The following is a 26,767-nucleotide window of genomic DNA, read 5'->3' as shown; positions in this document are numbered from 1 at the left end:
TCCAATTACCATTCTTCATTATTTCGAATGAATCTTGGATCTTGTTCTCCAAATAATTGAATAGGACAAGGTTCTCCGATGAGACAAAAGTTTATCGAATATTGGTAATAAGAATAATCTTTAGCTTGCCTGAAAAAATCGTTCATAAAAAATAAACCTATCAAGAAAATCATAAAAATCAGACGAGAGTCATTTTTTAACTTTCGATAGACGAACTCATAAATAAATAAAGGTAAGAAAACCGTGTAGATCGATCCAACTCTATTAAATACAACAAACTCTAATGAAAGCATCCTAACAATAATCAGGAAAAAGATTATATTGACCAAGAACCTAGAGTTTAAATTAAAATTTGAAACACCATTTCTAATTATAAAAATAAACATAGAACACAAAATGAAGGTATTTATTATAAATACTAACGAAACGGTGCCGCCATCTTCGTGATTAAGATGATTTTTATAAGAAAAACCAATAACATTCATTACATTAAGCAATATATCCCGAAAAACTGTAGCTCCCAAAAGAAGTGCTATAAATATGCAGAGTAGATATATCACTCTTGAAAATTTAACAGCCTTTAGTAGATAGGAAAATAAAAATAAAATCGCACTGAAGTGAAAAAAGCTGGCCAACAGAACAAACAAAAAATAAGTAAAATATTTATTTTTATAGAGAAACGTAATTGTGGCCCAAAAAACAATTGCGGCAGCTAAAGCTTGCCTCATTATGCTCATACTTGGGAAATAAAAAGTTAAATATACAAATAAAAGGGTTATCGATAAGAAGCTATGCCTTTTTGAAATCCCTCTTAACCCCATGAATATAAATAGCATTGTTAGTACTGAATATAAAACAATAATTGCTTGAAAATTAAACCCTAGAGAACCCAACAACTCTGATAGAAGGGAAAAAGAGGGCTCTACAGGTACGAAGTTACCTACCTTAGCCGTGTCGAATAGTATGACATAATTGGTAAAGTCAGAGCCCACGTAATAGCGAAACGCAGAAAGAGTAGTCAATAATAATAACAAGGCAGAAACAAAAAACTTCCTTATAACTATTTGACCTAAAAAAATCTGCAGACTAACAAAAAACCAGATCATAAAAATGAAATTCCCTAAATACAAACAGCTATCAAAATCATTAGATAAGATTTTTTTTCATTAAGCCTAGTGTTTTCTGCCGTCTATCTTGAATTGAACCGCTTACAGAGCGCTGCTCTTCATAGGATTTTAGTTTATTCGAAATTTCAAAAGTTCTTATATTGCAGCCAGCAACTTCACCTAAAATAAGAGAATGCATTCTTCCTGACAAGACGGTATCAGCCTCAGTTAATTTTTTAAAGTACTCTTTTACTGAAAGAAGCTCGTCTACAAACTCAACCTCAAAATCGAGTTGTCTACTTCGCAAATACTTATAGAAATTTTTAGTTAATATCAAATCTTTATTTGTTGTAGCCATTAAACAAATAGATGAAAACCCCTCACTTGTTATTAACTTGTGCCACAAAGAAAAATACTCATCAATGGTTAATTCTGGGTTACTAGCCTCATTTTTATATAAGTTATAAACTTCAAAATCAGTAATCCCTACGACAGCTTTCTCATTAGTACTTTTAATGTCAACTTTTGTATCAAAGTCATAATTATAAGCAACATCAAATCCTAGCTGAGCGTCAATACTAAAGTTTTCTTTTAAGTTTTTTTGCGAACGCTTGTCTCTAACAGTAACTGAGCTACATTTTTTTAATGCGCTTTTAAACAAAGCAGAGGATAAGAAACCAAACTTATCACCCACCCCCACTCCGAAAACATGTATTTTTATATTCCTTTTACTCAAAAAATAACACCATAAATAAAAAGAAATTGGAAAGTTTTCATTATCTAAAATTAATTGACCACCACCAATAACACTGCTTGAAAAGTCACTATTGCATGACTTTTTAATTCTACGAAAGTTACTTATAAACCACTTTGCAGTTATGAATATCTTTTTAACTCCCAAGAAGCTGAGTAACAAGATAAGGTAATTGCTAAAAAAGCTAGTCTTGTTTTTTGTACTTACTTTACTAGATGGAGTCGCAGCTTTTGTGCGAGTATAATCAACGTTTGTTATAGCATTATAACCCAACTCATTTAGTATATTGTTTAGGCTCAACGATATCGCGCGGTCACCAATATTGTCAGAATAACATTCGTTTATTGTTAATATTCTTTTTTTCAAAAAAACTCACCTTCATTAATTAAATTTAGCAGGAGCTTACAGCTTCATGCAGCTCAACATTCTTTTTACATATCTTTTAAAACTCATTGGTATAGCATCAATGAAGTTAATATAAAAAATATGCGCTATATAATTTAACTTTTGAAATACAGTAAACTCCCCACTAGCAAAAGCTAATCGCCTACATTCTTTACAATATGAAGTAAAACTTTTCATTAGCGATTTACTACGAAGAGATTTACTGATGTTAGTTTCATGCCGCCTATAATATGAGTAAGTCAAGCTTGTATACTTTATCCTTCCAATACCTAAAACCTTTATGTAATAGAGCCACTCACCATAAAACTTAAAACGCTCATCCCAACCCTTAGCCTGTTTAAATGCACTAACCCTATGCATCATGCCGCAACTTTGGATAAAATTACTTTTAGCTAACTCAAACAATGCATTCGCGCTTTTTTTCTTTTGCAATTCATCATTTCTAGAGAAAGACATTTCCTTTCCCTCTGAATCTATTATGAGGCTATTACAATGCACAGCTACAATATCATCTTCTATAAACTCAGAAATCATTAGCTCAACATGAGCTGGAGGTAAAATGTCATCGTGGCCTAAAAATATAATAAAATCACTCTCGGCATTTTCAACTGCAAGGTTTATATTCTTTGTAATACCCTGATTTTTTTCCAGCTCAATTAAGTGTATCTTATCGCCATAGTCCTTTAATAAAGATACTGTGGAATCCGTAGAGCAGTCATCTATTACAATAACTTTAGTATTACTATAAGTTTGCGCTAGACAAGAGTTAATAGTGTCTTTAATGTAATTTCCACTATTATATGTAGATATAGCTATGCAAGCACTGGGAGTCAAAATCAAACCTTAAATTTAAAAATTAAAAACATTGTAACTGTGTGTAAGAGTGAGTTTATTACAAATGCATAAGCAGCACCTATAACCCCAAACTCAGGAGTAAGTAAAATAGTTAAAACACACCAACTGATAGCAAATATTACTTCTGAAATAACAATCAGTTTTACCAAACCTTTTGCAACTAAAACATACCCAAATAACCAACCACAAACCTTAATACAACAACCAATTAGTTGCGGCAAAAATAGAACTTTCATTGCCATAAACGCATTTGTATATAAGATCAAAATAATAAAATCTTTCAATAAATATATACCTGCACTTATCATTATAGTTAAGGGAAGTATCAATCTTAAAGCAGCGTATATTTCACGCTTTACAGCATTGGATTCCAAGTTAGATGAAAGCTGAGGAAGTAGATAAGTTGACAAGCTCGTTGTTATTAATGAAAGTGCAACTTGTGATAAGCTCCACATTGCTTGCCAGTTCCCCGCATCAACATCTGATAACGTTTCGATTAAATGCGTACGTATAAACATTAAGGAACTATTAGACACCAAAATAGAAGTAAAAGTTATTAGAGCAAACGACATTAATTTAGTTAAAGCCTCTACTTTAACTTTACTTTTGAAGTTTTTTAGCACACACCACTGTTCTTTTCGAATAATGTAGAAGGTTATAAAAAAAACAATCGATTGGTTTGTAACATAAGATATTAAAGTCCACTTCATGCCGCCAAAATAGCTAAATAGCGCAACTAACAACAATGAAATAATACTTGTACATATATTTAAAAGTATAAATTGCTTAATTAATCTCCGCCCGTTTAATACTGACATCAAAAAACTATTTAAAATATAAAATGGTAGACTAATAGAAAAGATTTTAAATAAATAACCGTAACCAGAATCAGACAAAAAATAGTTAGCTATCTGCTCGCTAAAGGTAAAAACAGCTATAAACCAAAGTATATTTAAACTACAAATAATAAATAAAGATGCTGACCAGATTTCATTTGTTTTACCTGAATCATCATGATATTGGGCAGTAAACTTTGTTATCGCTGTTTTTAAAAAGTCGCCAGCAAACAGCATTAATAAATTAACTATATTTTGAAGCTGCCCTATTAAAGCAACACCAGCTGGACCTGCTACAAATGCTACAATTTTAGTTACTAACAATCCTGTTGCTATTCGAATAACTGTTGCGACACCCGATAACATTGACGTTTTTATTAAATTCATAATAGCTTTAATACTTTAGCTGGATTACCGCCAATAATAGCTTTTTCATTAATAGGTTTAGTGACTACTGAACCGTTAGCAACAACGCTATCAGATGGGATATAAACGCCCTTGAGAACTGAAACATTATTACCTATAAATACATTATCACCTATTTTTACATCTGAGACTTTAATCTCACAACTTTCATGCCTATTTATTGCATGAAAATCGGAATTTATTACATGAAAGTTAGTGCCAATAATACATTTATTCCCAATAGTAATACTTCCTACATCAGCAATAATAGAAGCATTATTATTAAAAACGGTGCCTTCCCCTATCTCTATTTTACTGCTTTTTTTTCTTGCTTCTATATACGAATAAGAATTATAAAAACTAGGGGAGGTTTTTACACCAAACTTAACAGACTTATGAATACTAAATACGCCAGCCCCTGAGGCAATAACAGGCTGGCAACGATTAATATTAACTTTTCTATCTGAAATTAAAGTATAAAAAAATACACGTAACTTTTGAAATACGTACTTCACTGATTTTTTTAGAAGATACTTCACACTTTGAACTCATTGATAATCTTTATAACAGCTGAAACATTATCATTAGAAAGAGTTGGATCTATAGGTAATGAAATGACTTCATTATGGATTGAGCTAGTAATAGCTAAATCTTGGGCTGCAAACTCAGTATAAGCAGCCTGTTTATGTGGAGGTATCGGGTAATGGACAAGAGTGGCAACATCATTTGCAAGCATATAATCACGCAATTGATTACGATATCTACTTCTAACGACAAACAAATGCCATACATGAGACATTTCTTCATGATTAGAAGGCAATGAAATATGCGGGTTACTTATCTCATTAAGGTAGCGTTTGGCAATTTTTTGCCTAACTTCAGTATCTTTATCTAAATATTTAAGTTTAACACTCAACATAGCAGCTTGAATTTCATCAAGCCTGCTATTTACACCTTTATATAAATTTTCATATTTTTTATGGGAGCCATAATTACGAAGTGCTCTTAATGTATTAGCTAATTCTAGATCATTTGTTGTTACGGCTCCAGCATCGCCTAATGCACCTAGGTTTTTTCCAGGGTAAAAACTAAAACCTGCAGCATGCCCCCAATTACCGCATTTTTTACCATTTATTTGCGCACCATGAGATTGTGCACAATCCTCTAATACTAATAATTCATACTCATCAGCAATAGCCATTAATTCAGGCATAGGTGAAATCAAGCCATATAAATGAACTGGTAATATAGCTTTTGTTTTATCCGTAATGGCTGACCTTACAATTTTAGGGCATAGGTTGTACGTGTCGTTATTAGGCTCAACAAATACAGGTACTAAACCATTTTCTGTAATCGCTAAAATACTAGCTATGTAAGTATTTGCTGGCACGATTACTTCATCGCCAGCTTTTAGTTTACCTAGCTCTTTCCATGCTCTCAGTGTTAATGTAAGCGCATCTAACCCGTTAGCAACACCTATAGCAAACTTTGTTCCGCAATATTCTGCAAACTCGGCTTCAAAAGCTTCTAATTCCTTACCCATGATATACCAACCAGAATCAATAACTCGTGAACAAGCATCTTTAAGTTCTTGTTGATACTGCGTATTAATTGCTTTTAAATCTAAAAACGGAATCATATTTTTTCGGCTACCATAATTATTTACTTTCACTCAACCATTGTTGAATATCATCTTCGCTATATCCACGATGAAATCGTTTTCTCCAAGGATAAGCCTTTATCTTAGGGTTATCTGCGCACCTTAAAATACTTGCATTACAAACAACCTTCCCAGGATTACCTGAAAATAACTTCCCTTCTGGGACGTCAGTTTTAACAACTGAAGCTGCTGCAATAACAGCATCTTTTTGTATTTTAACACCAGGAAGAACAAGCACTTTAGCAGCTAAAACTGCAAAGTCACCAATTGTAACACCTTGCAAGTTTTCACTTGGTGGAGTTGGATCATTAGTTAAAAGTACTTCAGGAAATAGCCACACATAACTACCTATATTTGAAAATTTGCCAACATGGACATCGGCATGCATTTTCGTGTAGTCACCTATACAGCAATCACCTTGAATATCACCTCGTGATCCTAATTGTACATTTTTTCCAATTAAACTATTTTCGCGAACAGTGACATGGTGACCAGTTGAAAACCCTTCTCCAATGATTGAACCATTATAAATTACAGAATGGCTGCGTATAATGCTTCCTTCGCCAATAATGAGCTGATTTACATTCGCCAAAGGAGTTATTAAACCCAATTCACTGTAACTTCCAACAACGCAGTTATCTGCTAACTCCACGTTATCATGTATTATACAAAAAGCTCCAATAGTAACATTATGCCCAATTTTTGCATTTGAAGAGATGATTGCTGTTTGATGTATCATAATTACGCCGTACTACCTGCATCTACCGTTAAAGTTGTTCCAGTTACACCTGCAGCATTAGGAGAAAGTAAATACAACGCTGCAGCTGCCGCATCATCGACACTTGCTAATCTTCCTATACAGCTTCTTCTTTTTATTTTATCTAACTTCTCGCCTTTAAGGTCACCAGTCATATTTGTTTCCATATAACCTGGGGCTAAAGTATTAACAGTTATATTAGCTTTACCAAGCTCGCGCGCGAGCGACTTAGTAAACCCACCTAGCGCAGATTTTGTGGCCCCATATACACTTAAGCCATTAAAACCTGTAGACCCAATAATTGAACCTACATTTATAATTCTTCCATCTCTGTTTAACAACATTGAACGTGAAACATATTTAGTAAATAAAATAGGTGCTTCTATATTAACTTTAATGATTTGGGATATATCACTTTCATGCATTGTAGCTAAAACACCATCATTACCTATTGCGGCATTATTTATTAATCCATACGGGCGGCCATGAGCACTAGTTATTTCCTTTACAAGCTTAGAAATATTAGCAGTATCCGAGAAATCGTATTTATAAAAACAAAAGTCATCCGAATAGCTCTCAACTAACTTTTTAATCTCTTCAGTTAGTGTTCTACTTACAGCAATTACTTTATAGTTGCTATTTAGTAGTTGGTGGCATAGAGCTAACCCTAAGCCTTTACCTGCACCTGTAACTATAACTATTTTTTTCATACTAAAACCTTATTAACTTACCCGTTGAATTAATTGCAATTGAATCAACAAATTTCAGCAATACGGGTACCTCATGCGTATCTAATTCATTTTTACACTGTTTTATGATTGTCTTTTTCACTTCTTTTGCATCTAAGCTTTTTCCGGCTGTTGTTAAAACAATTTCCGCACATACAATAGCGCCAAGCATTGAATTAGATTTACCAAATACTCTGGAATAATTAACACTTTCAATTTTATTTAACACAGCTTCAATTTTTTCAGGCATTACTTTATTACCACCAATATTGATGGCTCCACTACTTCTGCCTAAAAAAACAACTCTATCTTTAATACACTCTACAAGATCACCGGTATTGACATAGCCTTGATCGTCGATTTCTACATCACCTGCTAAAAGCTGATTATTAGAACGTGTACTTTTAACCCACAATTCTTTTTCTACTATTTTAAGACTAATATCCAAGCTATTGTCATTATCAAGGTAATTAACAGGAAAGCCTGCTTGTTTATCTTTAACCGCAAAACCGACACCTGCCTCAGTAGAGGCGTATATATGCGTTATAGTTGCCCCTTTATATTGATAAGCAAGTGCGTCAAGTATACTTTGGCTACTTATTTCCCCGCCTAAAGTAATCTTGTTTAATTGTAACTGTAAACTATTTTCAGACATTAAGACTTTTTGCCAAAAAGAAGGTGTAGCAGATATTGCGTTTACCTTATTTAAGCTAAAAATGTTAACCATATCGTGAACAGAGTGGTCGTTTTCACTAATAGTCAGCGTTGAACCAGCTACTACAACTTGCAAATAAACTTGCAAACCTGCAAATCTGTTTAAGTCGTAGCATAGTCCCCAATTGTAATCAGCCCCACGCTTTATATTTTTTTGAGCCGTACTGATTAGCTTACCTAATGAGTAAGATACTAACTTGGGCGTCCCTGTAGTTCCGGAGGTAGCTAAAAGCCATCCATTAGCAGCATAGCCACTTTTTGGAGAGTTAATGGTTTTAATATCAATTTGATTGTGTTTACTTATAGTGATTATGAATTCGATTTCAGCTTTTTTATAAAAACTATTAACGACCGAATCATCTAAATCATTCGCCTGTAAAAAAACACTACCAGCTAAATAATCAACAGCTGGCAAATATAAAGCTAGCGAAAATCTATCGTAAGCAATCAGCGCGCAATTTTTGCCTTTCAAATAACTGTATTTGCCAACAAAATCTGATGTAAGTTTATCTAGCTGCTTATAAGTAACTAACTTCTCGCCAGTTTTTAAAAAACATCTATCTGAAGGTATTAAATTTATATACTCTAAAAGCTTGCTAGCCATTTGCTCGCTCATAAATTGCAACAAATTCACCAAAAGTTCTTGGGTATACCGGCTCATCCATTATCTGGAATGGGTCAATATCTAACTCTTCTTCCAGTAATGCAACTAAAATAGCAAAGCCTAATGAATCGAGTTCTGTTTCAAGTAAAACTTGGTCATCTTTTATATCAGTATATGTTTTTTCTTTATCTGTTTGCTCTAATGCTTCATTAAATTTTTCTAGTATAACCGCTCTCATAATTCACCTTTTTGTTTTAAAAAATCGTCATAATCTCGAATATAATCTGATTCATCATACTGCTCACTTGCCAACACCAATAAAACGCAATCATCACTAAAGTCATGCATTTCACGCCAGACCATATCCCCTATCAAAAGGCCTTTAAATGGAGAATCCAAATAAACCTCTTCTTTTTTGAACCCATTATCAAGAGTAATAAGGCATCTACCCGCAATACAAACAGCGACTTGTTTTAATTGTTTATGCGCATGAAAGCCTCTAGCAACACCCTGTTGAGTACCAAAAATGTAGTACACTCTTTTAATATCAAAGGGAATGTTTTTATTACCTTCAATAGCAACTAATGAGCCACGCTCGTCACCTAAAGAAGGAAAATCAATTAATTTGATTAAACTCACTATTAACCCTTAATAATTTCTAATAAATATTGGCCATAGCTATTTTTTATAAATGGCTGAGCTAGGTTTTTAATTTGTTGCTTTGATAACCAGCCATTATTAAAGGCTATTTCTTCTAAGCATGCTATTTTATAACCTTGTCGTTTTTCAATTGTTTCAACAAATTGCGCAGCCTCAAGCAAGCTTTCGTGAGTACCTGTATCTAACCAAGCAAAACCACGGCCTAGCATTTCTACATTCAGATTACGCTGCTTTAAATACATTTCATTAAGGCAGGTAATTTCAAGTTCACCACGGTGCGATGGTTGGACTTGTTTGGCCATTTCAACTACTGAGTTATCATAGAAATATAATCCTGTTACAGCAAAGTGTGACTTTGGATTGCTTGGCTTTTCTTCAATCGAAATTGCTTTTTGATTTTCATCAAACTCCACTACGCCAAAACGCTCAGGGTCTTTTACTTGGTAGCCAAAAACAGTAGCGCCTTGGCCGTTTTTAGCATTTTTAACAGCGTGCTTTAACTTAGGTGTAAAGCCTTGTCCATAAAAAATATTATCACCTAGTATCAGGCAGACATCATCTGAACCTATAAATTCTTCGCCTAAAATAAAAGCTTGTGCCAAGCCATCAGGCCTTGGTTGTGATGTATAATTAAGCTCAATTCCAAACTGTGATCCATCTCCCAATAAACGCTTAAATGAGTCGCTATCTTCTGGGGTAGTAATAATAAGCACCTCGCGAATGCCCGCTAACATTAATACTGACAACGGATAATAAATCATTGGTTTATCATAAATTGGTAATAACTGCTTTGATACCCCCATTGTAATAGGGTAAAGACGAGTGCCCGAGCCGCCCGCGAGGATAATCCCTTTCATACTACTCTCCTTCTACTCGTGTGTTTAGTTCACCTAAGCGCTCGCGCTTGTATGAACCATCTTGCACGTTTTTACACCATGTTTGGTTATCTAAATACCACTGAACCGTTTTGCGAAGCCCTGTTTCGAAAGTTTCAACAGGCTGCCAGTTAAGCTCTTCACTCATCTTTGATGCATCTATAGCGTATCGGCGATCGTGCCCTGGTCTATCATTAACAAATGTTATTTGCTCGGCATAACTCGACTTTTTTGGTACCAACTCATTTAGAATACTGCAAATGGTTTTTACTACTTCAATATTTTGCTTCTCGTTATGTCCGCCAATATTGTATGTTTCGCCAACTTTACCTTCTGTTACTACTTTATATAGTGCACGTGCATGATCTTCTACATAAAGCCAATCACGAATTTGGTCGCCTTTACCATATATTGGCAGTTTTTTGCCTTCTAATGCATTAAGAATAACTAACGGAATTAGCTTTTCAGGGAAGTGATAAGGGCCATAATTATTTGAGCAGTTTGTAATTATGGTCGGGAAGCCATAAGTACGTAACCACGCACGAACTAAATGATCGCTTGACGCTTTGCTCGCGGAATATGGGCTACTCGGTGCATAAGCTGTTTGCTCAGTAAACAATGGAAGCTCTTTACCTGTAGTATTTTCACCTTGCTCATCTGGATGAGGTAAATCACCATATACTTCATCGGTAGATATATGATGAAACCGGAAAGCCTGTTTGGCATCTAAATCCAACGTATTCCAATATTCACGAGCCGCTTCTAATAGGTTATACGTACCCACAATATTAGTTTGAATAAATTCCGCAGGTCCTGTAATTGAGCGATCAACATGACTCTCAGCAGCTAAGTGCATAACAGCGTTAGGCTGATACTTTTTAAAAATACGATTTAATTCTTCACGGTTACAAATATCAACCTGTTCAAAAGTATAGCGTTCATTGTTATCTATGGATTTAAGTGATTCTAAATTACCTGCATAAGTAAGTTTATCTAGGTTAATAACTGAATCGTTTGTATTTTCAATTATATTGCGTATTAGCGCGGAGCCAATAAACCCTGCGCCGCCAGTAACAATGATTCTCACAATTTATCCTTGAACTAGTAATTAAATTTAACTGTAATGGCACAAATAATAGTGCATGGTGCAAATAATTAAGCATCTGTAAAAAGTGTTACATTAACCTTTTTTTATATAATACCTAACTAGAACCAACAATACGCTTAACATTCCTCCAGCCAAAACACCAAAAATGCAAATTAAAGCTCGCTTCGGTTTAAACTTTTGCTCTGGTACTATCGCAGGATCAATTGTTTTAAATACATATTCATCACGTACATTGGCAAACATAATAGTTTTTGCTTGCTCTTCTACTAATTTATATAAAACAGCGCGTATATCCGCTATTTTAGTTTGTTTAATTTGTTTAGTTAAAAAATCAGTACTATTATTTGCCTCTTCTACATCGCGAGCTTTCATTACTTGGTTTAAGTCTGCAACCAACCAATTTACCCATTGTTGCGCAACAAAAGGTGATAGATGCTCGACTGAAATAGTTACCATGCCTATTTCTTTATCAACACTCGTGGATACTATGTCTTTAAATTTATTATAAGCCTCTTGCATTGAGGGCTCAGGATTTAAAGAGGGCTTGACTTCTCGAACCCATTTATTTTCAACCTTATTATAAACTTCTGGATTGTAGATGATCGCATTAGTTTCTTGATTCCATGATTTAGCCGCCATTAAATCGGGTAAAATATTATGTTTTTTAATAAATTCGCTGGTAAATTTGCGAGACTTTAGTACCTCAAGCGCCATTTGCGTTTTATCAACCCCGCCACCTGAACCTAAGTTAACCCCAGCTAAACTTGCTAGGCCACCAAACTGGCCAGCTAATGCACCTAAACCACCGGCTTTATCTTGCTCAGCAGGGGCAAGTAACGCCTCAGACTTATAAATATTAGGCTGATTTATGGCATAAAAAACAGATGCCACAGCAAATAAGGTGGTTATAGCGATAATGATCCACTTACCTTGCCAAATAGCGGTAAATAGTTCGCGTAGATCTATTTCGTCATCAGCAATGTTGTTTTGCAAAGATGTATTTGCCTGATTTAGATTGTTTGAGTTGTTTTCCATTTAAATCTCATAAGTTCAGCTATCAGCTATCAGCTATCAGCTATCAGCTATCAGCTATCAGCTATCAGCTATCAGCTATCAGCTATCAGCTATCAGCTATCAGCTATCAGCTATCAGCTATCAGCTATCAGCTATCAAAAATTGAATAACGAGAACATTAGGTCAAGTTATTGTTTTAGGAACTTTAACTCGTCCCTCGTAACACCAAACCTGCTGCTACATTTACGCGACATAAAGCCACTCTTTAAAATAATATGCACAAAGAGAAGTGAATGAGAGAAAATGAGAAAGCATACCCATTTTATTTATGTCTCCCTCTTAAGCGGAGCGCTCTCTTAACCTCTTTGTGAATGTAACTATTGTTTTTAACGCGAGATAAAGTCGCTGCTACATTTGCGCGGCATAAAGCCCGACTTCTTTAAATCCAAATACTGTGTTTGGTTTAATCTCAGCCTAAAACCTAGTTCCTAAAATCTCGAGCCTTAGAGCAGCTGCGGGATAAACCCGCACTACATTATATTAAATACCGCTTATAGCTGCTACTGCTACACCTAGTTGATATAGAATTTGTGTTGCGGTGCTCCAAAGCGTTAGCTTATCCATATGGCCGGCATCTAGTGGGACAACAATAGTGTCTCCTGGTTCAAGTTGGTTTGAGTTATTAACTGCAAACCAGTTGCCGGTATTTGGTATTTTTACTGAGCCGTTGGCTTTTATAATGTAAATACGGTCATCAGCAGCGCGCTCTTTTAAGCCACCGCTTAGATCTATGTATTCGTCTACGCTTACGCCTGCCTTATATAGGTGCGATGTAGAGTAGTTAACTTCACCTATTACGCTAATTGAGTCACGCTCACTTGGTACATAAAGTACATCGCCATCTTGTAATATTAGGTTTTGCTGGTTGTTGACAATAAGCGGTAAATCTATAACTAATCGTCCAACCGCATCTACGTTAGCAAGATCCTTTAGTAGCTTATTCATTTCATCGTAAGTAAGTGTGTTACTACTTACTGAACTTTGAAAACTTTTAGATGCTATATCACGGCGAAGCTCGGTAGATAAACGCGATAGCTGTTGTTGCTCTTGTTTTTTAATTGATTTACGAGTAAATACAGCTGCATTGGTTGCTGCAAACTCAGAAAAACCTCCAGCGCGCTCCAATAAGTTACTTAGAGTTTCGCCACGGCGAATTGTGTAAGTACCAGGAAATTTAAGCTCACCTTTAAGCTCTACTTTTAGGTTTTCTTGCCAGTTTGGTATAGCAAATATATTTACGCTGTCTTTACTCTGTAATGAAATATTAGATGCTGTTTTACCTTGCATGGCGCTTTTTAGGTCAAATTTAATATGCTCAATATTTGATACATCATTAGTGGCAATTCTTGTTACTTCTGCTTGTTGCGTAAAAGCCGACTCTAACAAGCCGCCGGCGGCAGTAATTAAGTCTTTTACTTCACCACCTTCCATTAACGGGTAAATACCTGGGTACATTACACTGCCAGTAATTTCAACAATCTGCATAGCCTGCATTACACTGGCCTGCTGCTCTAACTTAGCAATTACAGGCTTAAGTAAATTATGTCGGCTAAATAGTGCAAAGCTTTTAGCATCCTCTTCTTGCTCTTTTAGCTTTTTCTCAAGCATTTGAGCCATACTTAAATTTGGATTTTCTTCTTCTGGCTCTGACTCTTCAGTTATTACACCAACGTATTTTTCAAACTCTTTTTGTTGGTATTCATGCCATAGCTCTGCTTTGCGTTGCTGTTCTTGCTGCTCTTTAGTTAACGCTAAATTTGCAAGCGCTATATCTTCTAAAGCTTTTTCTTCAAAACGGCTAAATACAATAATTTTATCGTTAGGGTTGAGTTGTAAGTTGTTCTCAGTATTTTTTGTAATGGCTTTTGCTAAATCGAACTGATGAATTTCAATATCACCATTTACGTTGATTTCACGCACTACTAATGCATAATCTAAATCGGCCTGTGGTAATAAATCACCACGCACAGAGCCTAAAATATCTGAAATGCGTTTACCCTTGTACCACTGATAATTACCCGGTCGAACTGCTGCACCAATTAAACTAATTGAAGTTTGGTATTGTTCGCCAATAGCGCTAAAACGAATACGATCGCCATCTTGTGGAGTGTAGTTAACCTGCTTTTTACTAAAGTCTACTGAAAGCACTTCTTTGTGTTGATTATTAAAGCGCTCAACAATCACACTTTTGGCATAAGCATTAGGTTTAATACCGCCGGCCATTTTTAATAAATGTTCTGCCGTTTCACCTTTTTTAAGCTCAAAAATAGCAGGGCGCTTTACTAAACCATCAACGGTTACTTGCTCTCCAACCGACGGTATAAATACCACATCGCCAGGCTTTAAAATAATATCGTTGCTGCTATCACCACGAATAAGTAAATCGTATAGGTCAAAATTAGAAACAAGTTTACCACCACGCTTTACTTGGATATTACGTAGTGAAGCAATATCCGATACGCCACCGCTAATAAATAATGCATGTGACACTGTCGTTAGTGATGATACGCTATAGCTGCCTGGCTTGTATGCTTCACCTAAAACCAAAATACGAATACTACGAAGTTTGCCAAGCGATACAAACGCTTTAACACCAATAACTTCTTGCTCTACTTTTACTTTAATTAGTTCTTTAACTTCAGCAAAGGTTAAACCCGCTACTTGTACAGGGCTTAAATCGGGAATATTAATGCGGCCTTCACGGTCAACAATCACTTCAAAGCTTTCACTTTCTTTACCGTAAAAGTTAATTAATAGTTGATCGCCACGCCCTACTAAGTACGTATCAGGAACGGGAGCGCTTTCATTAGGCATAAATGTGGTTGGTTCGCCTGCAAATAGGTCATAACCGAATGGCTTTACTGATTTATCTTCTGGCTTGAATCGCTCTTCATCTGTAAAAGCTCGTTCGTCGGTGGCATTACGCTCACCTACTGTGGGCTTGTCTTGTTCGTTATTTTTGCCATTAGTGCTACCAGCACCTTCAAGGCTTGAAATATCCACGCCATACTGCTTTGCCAGAGCCTGTTGTTGTGACTTAGGTAATTTTTGAAACTGCTCTAGTTGAGCGGCTGTTGGCGCAAATGCTAATGTGCTAAAGCTACATATAAGTACAAAAGCACTTAATAAATATTTAATAACGTTCACGAGTAGGTATTTCCCTAGGTCTACAACCAAAAATTGGTGGGTATCATACATTATTTATGAGCAAATAAAAAAGGGACTTTAGCCCCTTTCATAGTTTTATTACAATTTATTTACTACTTGATGTTAAAAGCTGTAAACAAGTGTTAATGAGGTCTCTGTATCAGTTGCTTCTTTGTCATCAGCCACGTCTGAGTTGTTGGTTATATTGTAGGCCACTTTCATTTGTAGTGAGCCATTAATTTTAGTCAGAAGAGCGGTTTCTGAGCGAGTTTTAGTATTGGTATCACCGTATTCCACCGATACTAACTGAGTAAAACGCGCGTTGTCTGAAATTCTCCAGCTAAAATCTACTTTACCTAAGGCAATCACTTCGCCTTCGTATTCACCCGCTAATGAGTTGCCGTTTTCATCAACCTCTTCGCTAATATCTGGATATTTAAAATACTTATAACCCGGACCAATTTCAGCGTTTAGCTTCATGTTTGACTCGTTTAATAAACGTAAACCATAACCAGCTGAGATAACTGATTCACTTCGGTATGCACCAAAGTAGTCTGATACGTGCGACCCATAAATAAATAAATGAGCGTGCTTTTCGTTTAATTTGTAATTACCCTGCGCTGAAATAGAGTACTTTTCGTTAGTACGCTGTTTTTCTTTTGTACCGTCGTCGTTTTCTACTTCATCTTCTTTGTAGATGCCGTCTAACTTATACTCGTTATTCCAACTTTCTAAGTTATGCAATACTTTAATACCGCCTTTTAAGGTCGTTGTTTCTGTATTACCGCTGGTAATAATAGCACCCACTTCACTGGTTACTTCCCAGGTTTTTTGTTCTTCTTCTGATGCAAATGCACTGGTTGTAGCTGAGGCTGCTACTAAAATTGATAAAAGCTTAAGTTTCATTAAAAAATAACCCTGTAAAAAATATTCATGCTCTTTAAAGCAGCGCGCACGTTAGCAAACCTAACGTGAGCATTACCTTAATAACTTTTTAAAAAATTAGTCTTGCTTGTGCAAATGCACATCCATTTGTGGAAATGGAATAGTAATATCGGCGTCGTCTAACGCTATTTTAATGTTTTCCATTAACGACCAGTATGTTGGCCAGTAATCTTCTGAGTTAACCCAAGGGCGTACGATAAAGTTAACGCTTGAATCGGCAAGTTCAGAAACCGATACGTTGTATGCAGGATCTTTTAAAATGCGTGATTCGTTATCTAGTACTGATTTAAGTACTTCTTTTGCTTTACGTAAATCGGCGTCGTAGCCAACACCAATCACAAGATCAACGCGACGCGTTGCTTCGCGCGAGTAGTTAATGATCGCATCTGACATTATTTTTGAATTAGGCATTACAATAACTTTGTTATCAGGAGTGCGCATTTCTGTTGAAAATATTTCGATTTTTTTAATCGTACCAGCTTTACCGCCGGCTTCAACGTAGTCACCAGATTTAAATGGGCGTAGTAAAATAATTAGCACACCAGATGCAAAGTTAGATAACGACCCTTGCAGTGCTAAGCCAACCGCTAAACCTGCAGCACCTAAAATCGCAATGAATGACGTGGTTTCGATACCGATTTGTGACAGCGCCATTAAAATAGTGGCTGCAAATACAATGGCATACACAATACTAGATACAAACGATGAAACCGCTACATCTACTTTCTTCTTGTCGAATGCTTTAGCGGTTAAATTTGCACAAAACTTGGCAATTCGGCCACCGAGTAAAAATATAACAAGCGCTATAACTGCTTGAATACCATAGTGTAAAATTAAGCCTGAATTTTCATTCAGCCAATTGAGTATTGAATCCATATTAACTCCTGATAGTGTTATTAAGCAGTTTAGCGGTATTGTTTGTAGTATTGTAAATCTTTAATAGGTGTTTGCAACAACGTTTTACTAAGGGGTTAGGGGGTTGAGCCGCGGTTGTGGAGTTTTTAGGCCCGTTGCCCGTTGCCCGTTGCCCGTTGCCCGTTGCCCGTTGCCCGTTGCCCGTTGCCCGTTGCCAATAAGCTTAAATTTAGAATACTTATAATAAGTTTAATTTTTTTTGATTTTTTGCTTCACAAGCATAGGGATATTATGTATTATGCGCGCCACACCAAACAAGGTGTATGTAGTGGCGGTTGTAGCTCAGTTGGTAGAGCCCCGGATTGTGATTCCGGTTGTCGCGGGTTCGAGCCCCGTCAATCGCCCCACTATTTTCTAAGTCCTCTCAGTAATCTCCAAAGTTAATTTTTTAGTTATATCTAGTTTTCATAAAGCCAAACATAAAATAAAAAAATACGCTCTTATCTGTAGCCGCCGGTTTCCCCAGCGTTGATTTATATCGTTATTTGGTGCTTTTGATAAAAGCCTGATGCGACATGAAGTCACTGCTAAATAAATATTACAAATAATACCAGTAGTAGCAGGTTTTCCCCGCACCACACAGCCCGCTGCCCGCATTTGACGCTTTAGGCGCGCTGAGAACATGTTATATTCTCAGCGCCTCATACACTTGGGTATTTGCTGCCCTTACTTAAGTTGTTAACCTACTTTAAAAGAAAGACCTAGTGACGCTAATGCTTTAGAGTGTTTTTCAATCGCATCAGACTCTGTACCTACACTATGCGCTTGGGCTAAGTTTTCTGAAGACGCACTACTAATATTTGAAATATTACGGCTAATTTCTTGCGATACCATGCTTTGCTCTTCCGCAGCGGTTGATATTTGCGTTGCTAAATCAGAAATATCAGTAATTGCAGCATATACTTTTGAGACGATATCTTGGCTATTGCGGGTTTCTTTAACACAGCTCTCTGCCGCATTCTTTCCAGCTTCCATTGTTTTTGACCAGTTGAGTAACGTAGACTGCATTTCAGATATAGAAACTTGAATTTGCTCTGTAGCGGTATGCGTTCTGCTTGAAAGCGCACGCACTTCATCAGCAACAACCGAGAATCCTCTGCCATGTTCACCGGCACGCGCAGCCTCAATAGCCGCATTAAGTGCAAGTAAATTTGTTTGATCGGCAATCCCTTGTATCTCTTGCATTATGCCACCAATTTTTTCAGCCTCTGTTGCTAGCTCGCTCGCTGAACTTGCCGAGTTATCCACCTCGTTGGCGAGTAACGATACTTCACGCATGGTGCCTGACATCGCTTGCGTTGCGCTTTCGCAGTCTTGGTGAGCTTGTTGCACTCGTTGGTTAGTTACTAAAGTATTTTTTGCTACTTCATCAATTGAATGCACCATTTCCTCAACGGCAGACGACACTTGATGTAATTCAGACGCTTCTTTTTCAACACCGGCCTGCGCAGCTTCAGCACAAGTTTTAAGAGAGTCAGCACCTTTACTCAGGCTTAAAGTACCATCAATAATACGGCCAACAATGGTCGTTACTTTACCCTCAAGTAATTTAATCTGAAAATCACTATAGCTGAGGCTGTCGCTACCAGAATAAATATGCCGAGATACGCTATCTGGACCTGCTTTGGTTTTTTTGATTTTGCTTTGCGAACGAATTAACTCTTCATAAAAAATAACAAAAGGCAGAGGAACAAACAGTAAACATAACCAGAACATATAACTTGTTAACCAAGCAATTAAAGCTGCACAGCCAATAAATAGAGGAAGTTTAAATGCGGCTAATTTTTCACTTAAAGGGACAATTGATTGACCGTTGTTTAAACGTTGGTAAAGCTTTTCTGCGCGGTTTTTATATTCTGGAAGGAGTTGTTGGCGGACTGATTGATAACCTACTTTTTTACCGTTTTCGTAAATAGGGGTAACAAATGCATCAACCCAGTAATAACGCCCATCTTTACATCTATTTTTTACAGCTCCTCGCCATGCGGTATCGCTTTTTAAATTAGACCACATATCACCAAATGCCGCAGGTGGCATGTCTGGGTGGCGAACCATGTTATGGTTTTTCCCTTTTAACTCATTAATGGTATACCCTGAAACTTTACAAAAGCTATCATTTGCATAGGTGATAACCCCTCGTAAATCTGTTGTAGAAACTAACTCTTCGTCAATGCCAAACGAAACTTCCTGGTCTACCGTTGCTTGATTTCTTCTACTCATAGTGGGTGCTTCATTATTTTTTAATGGATGAATTTGCGGAATGTTAATTTATAAGTGTATAAAACACAATTATACATTTTTACTATATGTTAATAATATTGAAACTACTGAAACTTTATTCTACTCATTCACGCACCAAAAATATACATTTAAAAACATGCAGTTACAAATATTCACGCGAATTAAAAAGAATTACTCTTTCATAAAAGCCTACATTTAAAAAGGATATAAGCAGAATAGCATCTAACTAAGAATAGTTTAGACCTACAAGGAGGAAGTATCCAAAAACCTCTTCTTAAAAAAGGGCAAAAAAATGCCACCAAAATGGTGGCATTTACACACGGGGGTATTTCTACTTATAGAAATTTTTTACTTTTTGTTTACTTAAACATTTTTTAAAAAGGTAGCATTTACACCCATTTCAAGCAACTTAAAACGCTAAACGGTTAACTCATCGGAACAGTTTATAGAGTTAAACTCTAATACATACGTATTTTTCTTCTAGGTATTCATCTAAACCTTGGTGACCCCCCTCTCTTCCAAGACCTGATTGTTTTACCCCACCGAACGGTGCTACAGGGTTTGATATAACCCCCTCATTTACACCTATCATGCCAAACTCTAACCCTTCGCTTATACGATAGATTTGTTTAATGTTTTGGCTATAAAAATACGCAGCTAATCCATAAGGGACGTCATTAGCAAGTGCAAGGACTTCGCTTTCTTCATCAAATGGGATCACCGTTAATACAGGGCCAAACACTTCTTCGAGATAAATATCCATTTGTGTAGTGACATTAGTAACTATTAATGGGTTTTGAAAGCTGCCACCTAAATTACTGTTATCTCCAATTAGCGTAGCGCCTTTATCGAGAGCGTCTTTAATCAGTTGTTGCACTTTCTCTTTTGCTTTGGGATAAATAAGCGGGCCTATATCGGCATTTTCATCAAAACCGTTTGCAACGTTGAGCGCAGCGACTTTAGGTGTAATTTTTTCAAGCACTTCATTTAATATACTGCGCTGGATGAAGATACGATTTGCCGCCACACACGCTTGGCCACTATTTCTAAATTTAGCCGCCATTAGGCCATCAATAGCGTCATCAATATCGGCATTATCAAAAATAATGAACGGCGCATTGCCACCTAATTCCATTGATGTTTTTTTAATTGTCTGTGCACACTGTGATAGTAACTGCTTACCTACACCGGTAGAGCCAGTAAAGGTGAACTTACGTACCACCTCTGAGTCAGTCAACATTTTACCAACGTCTTTAGCGTTTTGTGATACCAAAACATTAAATGCACCTTTTACAAAGCCAGCCTGATCAGCTAAATACGCTAAAGCAATAGCACATAGTGGTGTATGTTCAGAAGGTTTTAAAATGAAACTACAGCCAGCAGCATAAGCAGGGGCTACTTTTCGAGTTACCATAGCCACAGGAAAGTTCCATGGTGTTATACCGGCAACCACGCCAATAGGTTGTTTATAACTGGTTAAGCGATGCTGATTGTCGGTTGCAGGGATCACATCCCCATAGCTACGCTTAGCTTGCTCAGCAAACCACTTAATAAAGCCGGCGCCATAATCTATTTCACCGAGAGATTCTTTAAGCGGCTTACCCTGCTCTTTGGTCATAAGTGTAGCTAGCGTTTGTTTATGTTTAATCACCAACTCATACCAGCGCATCAGAGTTTCACTTCGCTCGGTTGCATTGGTTGCTTTTAATTTTACAAACGCGCCTTTTGCCGCATTAATAGCTATATTTACACCTTGCTCGTCAATGTCACTTACATCAACAATACTTTGTTCGGTGGCGGGATCATCAACGCTAAAGCGTGTGCTGGTTTTATAAAATTCACCGTTTATAAACGAGTCTGAAAAAATAAGATCACTCAAAATACACCTCCGAAATGGGTTTTGGGCCTCGAGCTTCGGGCTTCGGGCTTCGGGCTTCGGGCTTCGATATATTAAAAAGCCTTGTGGTTAACGCTACAAGGTTTTTTAATTTACTCGCGCCTCGAAGCCCGTCGCTCGTAACCTTTAAAAAGACGCGAGGTAAACCCGCTGCTACTTATACAAACAAAAAAGCCGCGGTGTTAAACAGCGGCTTTTAATATAATAGTCGTTAATTAAAAACTAGTGTTCTTCATTAACGATATTGAGATTGTACTTAGGTATTTCAACCACTAAGTCTTCATCTCTAATAATTGCTTGGCAACCTAGACGTGACTCAGGCTCTAAACCCCATGCTTTATCTAGCATGTCGTCTTCTAGGTCGTCACTTTCATCTAATGAATCAAAACCTTCACGGATCACTAAGTGACAGGTTGTACATGCACATGACTTTTCACAGGCATGAGGAATGCTAATGCCATTTTTAAGCGCGATATCAAGTACCGTTTCGCCAGCGGGCGCTTCTATTGCTGCACCGTCAGGACACAACTCCGGATGGGGAAGAAAAACAATTTGTGGCATTCTAATCTCTCTTATATATTGTCTACTGACTGGCCTGTTAAGGCTTTTTTAATTGATGCATCCATTCTAAGCGCGGCAAAATCACTACTCGCATTGTCCATTTTTTCAATGGCTGCTTTAATTTCGCTTGGATCTTGTGCACTCTCGCGTACTTTTGCAAGTTCGTTTATTTCCACTTTTAGCGCCGCTAGTTGCTCAGGCTCAAGTAAATCGCCATCAGCAGCTAAAGAGGCTTCCATTGCTTCTATTACTCGAAGCGCTTCAACTTGTTGCTCTTTAAGCATACGCGCTTGCATGTCGCCTTTAGCGTTACTCATCGACTCTTTAAGCATATTAGCAACCTGGTCGTCAGATAAACCAAACGACGGTTTTACTTGTATTTCAGCTTGAACGCCGGTTGATTTTTCCATGGCTGATACGCTTAGTAAACCATCAGCGTCTACTTTAAAGGTAACGCGAATATGCGCCGCCCCCGCTGCCATAGGAGGAATACCTTTTAAGCTGAACTTTGCCAGCGATCGACAATCGTCAACCAGTTCACGCTCACCTTGTAATACATGCAACGACATAGCCGTTTGACCATCTTTAAACGTAGTAAATTCTTGCGCACGTGCAACTGGGATAGTGGTATTGCGTGGAATGATTTTTTCAACCAAACCACCCATGGTCTCAAGTCCTAGCGACAACGGTAACACATCCAGCAATAACATGTCTGAATCTGGCTTGTTACCAATTAATACGTCAGCTTGTAATGCTGCACCCAGTGCAACAACACGATCAGGATCAATCGAAGTGAGTGGTTGTTTATCAAAAAACTCGCCAACTTGAGTACGTACCAACGGCATGCGGGTTGAACCGCCAACCATCACCACTTGTAGTACTTCTTGGTTTTCAATACCGGCATCTTTTACTGCACGACGACATGAGCGGAGCGTTTTTTTAACCAGTGGCATAGCCAGCTCGTTAAACTTCTCTCGCGTTACTTCAACCATGTATTTTTCATCGTCAAACTCAAGGCCAACATTTACTTTTTCGTATTGGCTGAGTGCTTCTTTACAGGCTTTGGCTTTATTTATAAATAAACGTAATACCGAAGGAGATAAGCCCGTTACGCCGGTTTCTTGTTTTAAGTAGTCAACTAATAATGAGTCAAAGTCATCACCGCCTAGGCTTGAATCGCCACCAGTGGCCAATACTTCAAACACGCCTTTATTTAAGCGCAGTATAGAAATATCAAATGTTCCGCCACCTAAGTCATAAACAGCAATTATGCCTTCTTGGCCTGAATCTAAGCCATAAGCAACGGCAGCCGCGGTTGGCTCGTTTAATAAACGCAGTACATTAATGCCGGCAAGTTCAGCCGCATCTTTAGTGCTTTGGCGCTGTGCATCATCGAAATAGGCTGGTACGGTGATAACCGCGCCTAAAATATCTTGATTACCAAAGCTTTGTTCTGCACGTGCTTTTAAGGCACCTAAAATATGACTTGATGCTTTTACTGGGCTGATTTTTCCGGCTTCAGTTGCTATAGCAAGTGCACCGTTATCATCGCAAAATTGATAAGGCAGTTGGCCATAGCTTTGTTCTATTTCGGCTTGGGTTTTACCTAAAAAGCGCTTAACTGAAATAAGTGTATTAACCGGATCGAGTGTAGCCGCTTGCATTGCGTCTGCACCTACGGTTATGCCACCAGCTTGGTAACGCACTACAGACGGTAACATTGCTTCGCCTGACTCATCTGTAATAGTACGAGCTTCGCCGCTTTGTACGGTTGCCACTAATGAGTTTGTGGTACCTAAATCAATACCAATTGCTAGTTTATGTTCATGTGGTGCCGCGCTCTGCCCCGGCTCAGCAATTTGCAATAATGCCATAATGCTCTTTAAACTCGTGTTGCTCGCTTTGCAGCAAGTGAATTAATCGTCAAATAAACTATCTTCAATGCGTTCAAGCTCGTCACGTAACTTATAAACAAACTTTAGCTTACGGATACTGTCTGCTGCTTGTTGATATTGCTGCGCATCGTTACTTGCTAACTGCTCTGCCAATTGCGCACTGTATTGCTGATCAAGCTGCTTTATTTGTTTTTCAAAATGATCAATAGCAGAATCAGGATCGCTTGCGCTCGCTAACTCTTCAAGTTCTTCGCGAAGCTCCATTTGCTGCATTAAAAACATGGGATCTTGCAATGTTTGCTGCTCAGCACGAATATCTACGCCTAGCTCGCTCAGCATATATTCTGCACGTTTAACGGGATGCTTAAGTGTTTGCAGTGCATCATTAATTTCGGCAGTACTTTGTACGGCCATTAATTTATCACGACTGCTAGCGTTAGCATGGCGATCAGGGTGAACAGCACGTTGAAGTTCTAAGTAGTGCTTGTTAATCGTTGCTAAATCAATATTGTAGTCAACGGGAATTGCAAATAACTCAAAATAACGCATAACTTCTCACAAATGACAAAGCCCTACATTAATTGGCAGGGCTTAGTTATACCCAAGTAGCTTAGGTATCCAAAACAAGTTTGAGCTTAAACGGTAAAGCTTTCGCCACAACCACACTCATCAGCTTGATTAGGGTTGTTAAATTTAAACCCTTCATTTAAGCCTTCTTTAGTGTAGTCGAGCTCAGTGCCGTCGATATAAACTAAGCTTTTAGCGTCAACAATTAAGGTAACGCCTTTGGCCGCAAATGTTTCATCGTCATCGTTTAGCTCATCAACAAACTCTAATACATAAGCAAGACCTGAACAGCCCGTCGTTTTAATGCCAACTCGCAGGCCTATGCCTTTACCACGGTTTGCTAAAAATGATTGTACGCGGTTTGCTGCCGCATCTGTCAATGTCACTGCCATGAATATCTCTTAGTTTGTATGTTTGCTTTTGTAATCTGCAATTGCTGCTTGAATTGCATCTTCTGCTAAAATTGAACAGTGAATTTTCACTGGTGGTAATTCTAGCTCTGCGCTGATATCGGTATTTTTGATAGTAGACGCTTCGTCTAGTGTTTTGCCTTTAACCCACTCTGTTACCAGTGAAGATGAAGCAATTGCACTACCACAGCCGTACGTTTTGAATTTTGCATCTTCAATCACACCTTCTGCTGAAACTTTAATTTGCAGTTTCATTACGTCACCACATGCTGGTGCGCCTACCATACCCGTTGCCACTGACGGATCGTTTTTATCTAGAGCACCTACGTTACGTGGGTTTTCTACGTGGTCGATTACTTTATCACTGTAAGCCATAATTCTATCCTCACTACCTGCTAGGTATGGGCTCCACTAATTAGTGGTGCGCCCATTCAACTGAATCTAAATCAACACCTTCTTGGTGCATTTCCCAAAGAGGAGACATTTCACGTAAACGGCCAATCGAGTTTTTCATTAGCTCAACGGTGTAATCAATCTCTTCTTCGGTGGTAAAGCGGCCAATACTAAAACGAATCGAGCTATGCGCTAATTCGTCGTTGCGGCCTAATGCACGTAATACGTAAGAAGGCTCTAAACTTGCAGATGTACAGGCTGAACCTGACGATACCGCAATATCTTTAACGGCCATTAGTAACGACTCACCTTCAACAAAGTTAAAGCTAATGTTAACAATACCAGGTACTGATTGGTCTTGTGTGCCGTTAAAGTACACTTCGTCCATATCTGTTAAAATGCCGTCGATTAGGCGTTTACGTAACGCACTGATGTGTGCGTGATCTTTTTCAAAATCTTGTTTTGCAATTCTAAATGCTGCGCCCATACCTACCAACTGATGGGTTGCTAATGTACCAGAACGCATACCACGCTCATGGCCGCCACCGTGCATTTGTGCTTCTAAACGTGCACGTGGTTTACGACGAACATACAAAGCACCTACGCCTTTAGGGCCGTATACTTTGTGCGCCGAGAATGACATGAAATCTACTTTGGTTTGTTGCACATCGATTAAAACTTTACCCGCGCTTTGTGCAGCATCTACGTGGAACATAATTTTACGTTCGCGACACATTTCACCAATAGTGTTGATGTCTTGGATTACACCTAGCTCGTTATTTACATGCATGATGCTTACAAGCACAGTGTCGTCACGCATCGTATCTGCTAATTTTTGCAGATCAAGTAGGCCGTTTTCTTCAACGTCCATATAAGTTACTTCAAACCCTTGACGCTCAAGCTCACGACATGTGTCGATAACTGCTTTGTGTTCAGTTTTAGCGGTAATAACATGCTTACCTTTTTTCTTGTAAAACTGAGCCGCACCTTTAATAGCAAGGTTATTTGATTCTGTTGCACCCGATGTGAATACGATTTCACGTGGGTCTGCATTAATTAAATCGGCAATGTCAGTACGTGCTTGGTCAACGACTTCTTCAGCTTGCCAACCAAAACGGTGTGAACGCGATGCTGGATTACCAAAATTACCGTCCATAGTCAGGCACTGCATCATTTCTTTGGCAACTCGTTCGTCAACGGGCGTAGTTGCTGCGTAATCTAAATAAATCGGTAACTTCATTTCTCTCTCCGCTGC

The 26,767-nt window shown here is 37.7% G+C and carries 25 protein-coding genes and 1 tRNA gene; 1 reads left to right on the top strand and 25 read right to left on the bottom strand.

All coding sequences use genetic code 11. The features are described 5' to 3' along the window. Positions 1-5 precede the first annotated feature (5 nt). From ACNSN3_RS01615 to ACNSN3_RS01535, 17 genes are all read right to left on the bottom strand, one after another. Positions 6-1,106 (bottom strand): EpsG family protein, encoded by a 1,101-nt coding sequence (locus ACNSN3_RS01615; protein WP_418608310.1) that lies wholly within the window; start codon positions 1,104-1,106, stop codon positions 6-8. A gap of 40 nt (positions 1,107-1,146) precedes the next feature. Further along, complete coding sequence (locus ACNSN3_RS01610) at positions 1,147-2,226, bottom strand: polysaccharide pyruvyl transferase family protein (protein ID WP_418608308.1); 1,080 nt, start codon at positions 2,224-2,226, stop codon at positions 1,147-1,149. A gap of 36 nt (positions 2,227-2,262) precedes the next feature. Beyond that, a complete protein-coding gene (locus tag ACNSN3_RS01605; RefSeq protein ID WP_418608306.1) occupies positions 2,263-3,099 on the bottom strand; it encodes a glycosyltransferase in 837 nt (278 codons plus the stop codon). A gap of 2 nt (positions 3,100-3,101) precedes the next feature. Beyond that, positions 3,102-4,343, bottom strand: a complete 1,242-nt coding sequence (locus ACNSN3_RS01600) for an O-antigen translocase (RefSeq protein WP_013464019.1) — start codon at positions 4,341-4,343, stop codon at positions 3,102-3,104. Then, the gene (locus ACNSN3_RS01595) at positions 4,340-4,900 is read right to left on the bottom strand and encodes an acyltransferase (protein ID WP_418608304.1); all 561 of its coding nucleotides are present in this window, start codon (positions 4,898-4,900) and stop codon (positions 4,340-4,342) included. The genes ACNSN3_RS01600 and ACNSN3_RS01595 overlap by 4 nt, the downstream gene beginning before the upstream one ends. Then, positions 4,897-6,000 carry a DegT/DnrJ/EryC1/StrS family aminotransferase gene (locus tag ACNSN3_RS01590; protein ID WP_418609031.1) on the bottom strand — a complete coding sequence of 368 codons (1,104 nt, stop codon included), beginning with the start codon at positions 5,998-6,000 and terminating at the stop codon, positions 4,897-4,899. Before ACNSN3_RS01590 ends, ACNSN3_RS01595 begins: the two co-directional genes overlap by 4 nt. A gap of 19 nt (positions 6,001-6,019) precedes the next feature. Then, a complete protein-coding gene (locus tag ACNSN3_RS01585) occupies positions 6,020-6,760 on the bottom strand; it encodes an N-acetyltransferase (protein WP_013464016.1) in 741 nt (246 codons plus the stop codon). A gap of 2 nt (positions 6,761-6,762) precedes the next feature. Further along, positions 6,763-7,488, bottom strand: a complete 726-nt coding sequence (locus tag ACNSN3_RS01580; protein WP_013464015.1) for an SDR family NAD(P)-dependent oxidoreductase — start codon at positions 7,486-7,488, stop codon at positions 6,763-6,765. Position 7,489: 1 nt separating this feature from the next. Further along, on the bottom strand, positions 7,490-8,824 hold the full coding sequence (locus tag ACNSN3_RS01575; protein WP_418608301.1) for an AMP-binding protein: 1,335 nt from the start codon (positions 8,822-8,824) through the stop codon (positions 7,490-7,492). After that, positions 8,817-9,062: a hypothetical protein gene (locus ACNSN3_RS01570; protein ID WP_013464013.1), complete on the bottom strand. Its 246-nt coding sequence runs from the start codon at positions 9,060-9,062 to the stop codon at positions 8,817-8,819. Before ACNSN3_RS01570 ends, ACNSN3_RS01575 begins: the two co-directional genes overlap by 8 nt. Further along, complete coding sequence (locus tag ACNSN3_RS01565; protein ID WP_418608299.1) at positions 9,059-9,463, bottom strand: sugar 3,4-ketoisomerase; 405 nt, start codon at positions 9,461-9,463, stop codon at positions 9,059-9,061. The genes ACNSN3_RS01570 and ACNSN3_RS01565 overlap by 4 nt, the downstream gene beginning before the upstream one ends. A gap of 2 nt (positions 9,464-9,465) precedes the next feature. Continuing rightward, on the bottom strand, positions 9,466-10,341 hold the full coding sequence (gene rfbA, locus ACNSN3_RS01560) for a glucose-1-phosphate thymidylyltransferase RfbA (RefSeq protein ID WP_418608297.1): 876 nt from the start codon (positions 10,339-10,341) through the stop codon (positions 9,466-9,468). Between the two features lies 1 nt (position 10,342). Continuing rightward, positions 10,343-11,446 (bottom strand): dTDP-glucose 4,6-dehydratase, encoded by a 1,104-nt coding sequence (gene rfbB, locus ACNSN3_RS01555; RefSeq protein WP_418608295.1) that lies wholly within the window; start codon positions 11,444-11,446, stop codon positions 10,343-10,345. A gap of 93 nt (positions 11,447-11,539) precedes the next feature. Continuing rightward, on the bottom strand, positions 11,540-12,502 hold the full coding sequence (locus ACNSN3_RS01550; protein WP_418608293.1) for a Wzz/FepE/Etk N-terminal domain-containing protein: 963 nt from the start codon (positions 12,500-12,502) through the stop codon (positions 11,540-11,542). A gap of 519 nt (positions 12,503-13,021) precedes the next feature. After that, a complete protein-coding gene (locus ACNSN3_RS01545; protein ID WP_418608291.1) occupies positions 13,022-15,688 on the bottom strand; it encodes an SLBB domain-containing protein in 2,667 nt (888 codons plus the stop codon). A 123-nt stretch (positions 15,689-15,811) separates the two neighbouring features. Continuing rightward, a complete protein-coding gene (locus tag ACNSN3_RS01540) occupies positions 15,812-16,594 on the bottom strand; it encodes a DUF481 domain-containing protein (protein WP_109875403.1) in 783 nt (260 codons plus the stop codon). Between the two features lie 96 nt (positions 16,595-16,690). Then, positions 16,691-17,509 (bottom strand): mechanosensitive ion channel family protein, encoded by an 819-nt coding sequence (locus tag ACNSN3_RS01535; RefSeq protein WP_010390598.1) that lies wholly within the window; start codon positions 17,507-17,509, stop codon positions 16,691-16,693. A 310-nt stretch (positions 17,510-17,819) separates the two neighbouring features. Here ACNSN3_RS01535 and ACNSN3_RS01530 point away from each other — a divergent pair. Then, a tRNA-His gene (locus ACNSN3_RS01530) sits at positions 17,820-17,895 on the top strand. 331 nt (positions 17,896-18,226) lie between these two features. Here the strand turns inward: ACNSN3_RS01530 and ACNSN3_RS01525 are convergent. The 8 genes from ACNSN3_RS01525 to ACNSN3_RS01490 form a co-directional block, all read right to left on the bottom strand. Then, positions 18,227-19,768: a methyl-accepting chemotaxis protein gene (locus ACNSN3_RS01525; RefSeq protein WP_418608288.1), complete on the bottom strand. Its 1,542-nt coding sequence runs from the start codon at positions 19,766-19,768 to the stop codon at positions 18,227-18,229. 472 nt (positions 19,769-20,240) lie between these two features. Continuing rightward, on the bottom strand, positions 20,241-21,668 hold the full coding sequence (locus ACNSN3_RS01520; RefSeq protein WP_418608286.1) for an NAD-dependent succinate-semialdehyde dehydrogenase: 1,428 nt from the start codon (positions 21,666-21,668) through the stop codon (positions 20,241-20,243). Between the two features lie 240 nt (positions 21,669-21,908). Then, positions 21,909-22,247 carry an ISC system 2Fe-2S type ferredoxin gene (gene fdx / locus ACNSN3_RS01515; protein ID WP_008113929.1) on the bottom strand — a complete coding sequence of 113 codons (339 nt, stop codon included), beginning with the start codon at positions 22,245-22,247 and terminating at the stop codon, positions 21,909-21,911. A gap of 11 nt (positions 22,248-22,258) precedes the next feature. Beyond that, positions 22,259-24,121: a Fe-S protein assembly chaperone HscA gene (gene hscA / locus ACNSN3_RS01510; RefSeq protein WP_418608284.1), complete on the bottom strand. Its 1,863-nt coding sequence runs from the start codon at positions 24,119-24,121 to the stop codon at positions 22,259-22,261. A 42-nt stretch (positions 24,122-24,163) separates the two neighbouring features. Beyond that, positions 24,164-24,691, bottom strand: a complete 528-nt coding sequence (gene hscB / locus ACNSN3_RS01505; RefSeq protein ID WP_109875407.1) for a co-chaperone HscB — start codon at positions 24,689-24,691, stop codon at positions 24,164-24,166. Between the two features lie 86 nt (positions 24,692-24,777). After that, positions 24,778-25,101: an iron-sulfur cluster assembly protein IscA gene (gene iscA, locus ACNSN3_RS01500; RefSeq protein ID WP_008113924.1), complete on the bottom strand. Its 324-nt coding sequence runs from the start codon at positions 25,099-25,101 to the stop codon at positions 24,778-24,780. Between the two features lie 9 nt (positions 25,102-25,110). Further along, positions 25,111-25,494, bottom strand: coding sequence for a Fe-S cluster assembly scaffold IscU (gene iscU, locus ACNSN3_RS01495; RefSeq protein ID WP_054202356.1), 384 nt, complete (start codon positions 25,492-25,494; stop codon positions 25,111-25,113). 40 nt (positions 25,495-25,534) lie between these two features. Next, complete coding sequence (locus ACNSN3_RS01490; protein WP_008113922.1) at positions 25,535-26,752, bottom strand: IscS subfamily cysteine desulfurase; 1,218 nt, start codon at positions 26,750-26,752, stop codon at positions 25,535-25,537. Positions 26,753-26,767: the final 15 nt, after the last annotated feature.

The organism is Pseudoalteromonas sp. US3C1004 (assembly GCF_048401065.1).
In the GTDB taxonomy this organism is placed as follows: Bacteria; Pseudomonadota; Gammaproteobacteria; order Enterobacterales; family Alteromonadaceae; genus Pseudoalteromonas; species Pseudoalteromonas undina.
Note: the sequence above shows the minus strand (reverse complement) of the source record. Positions and strands in the feature narration are given on the sequence as shown.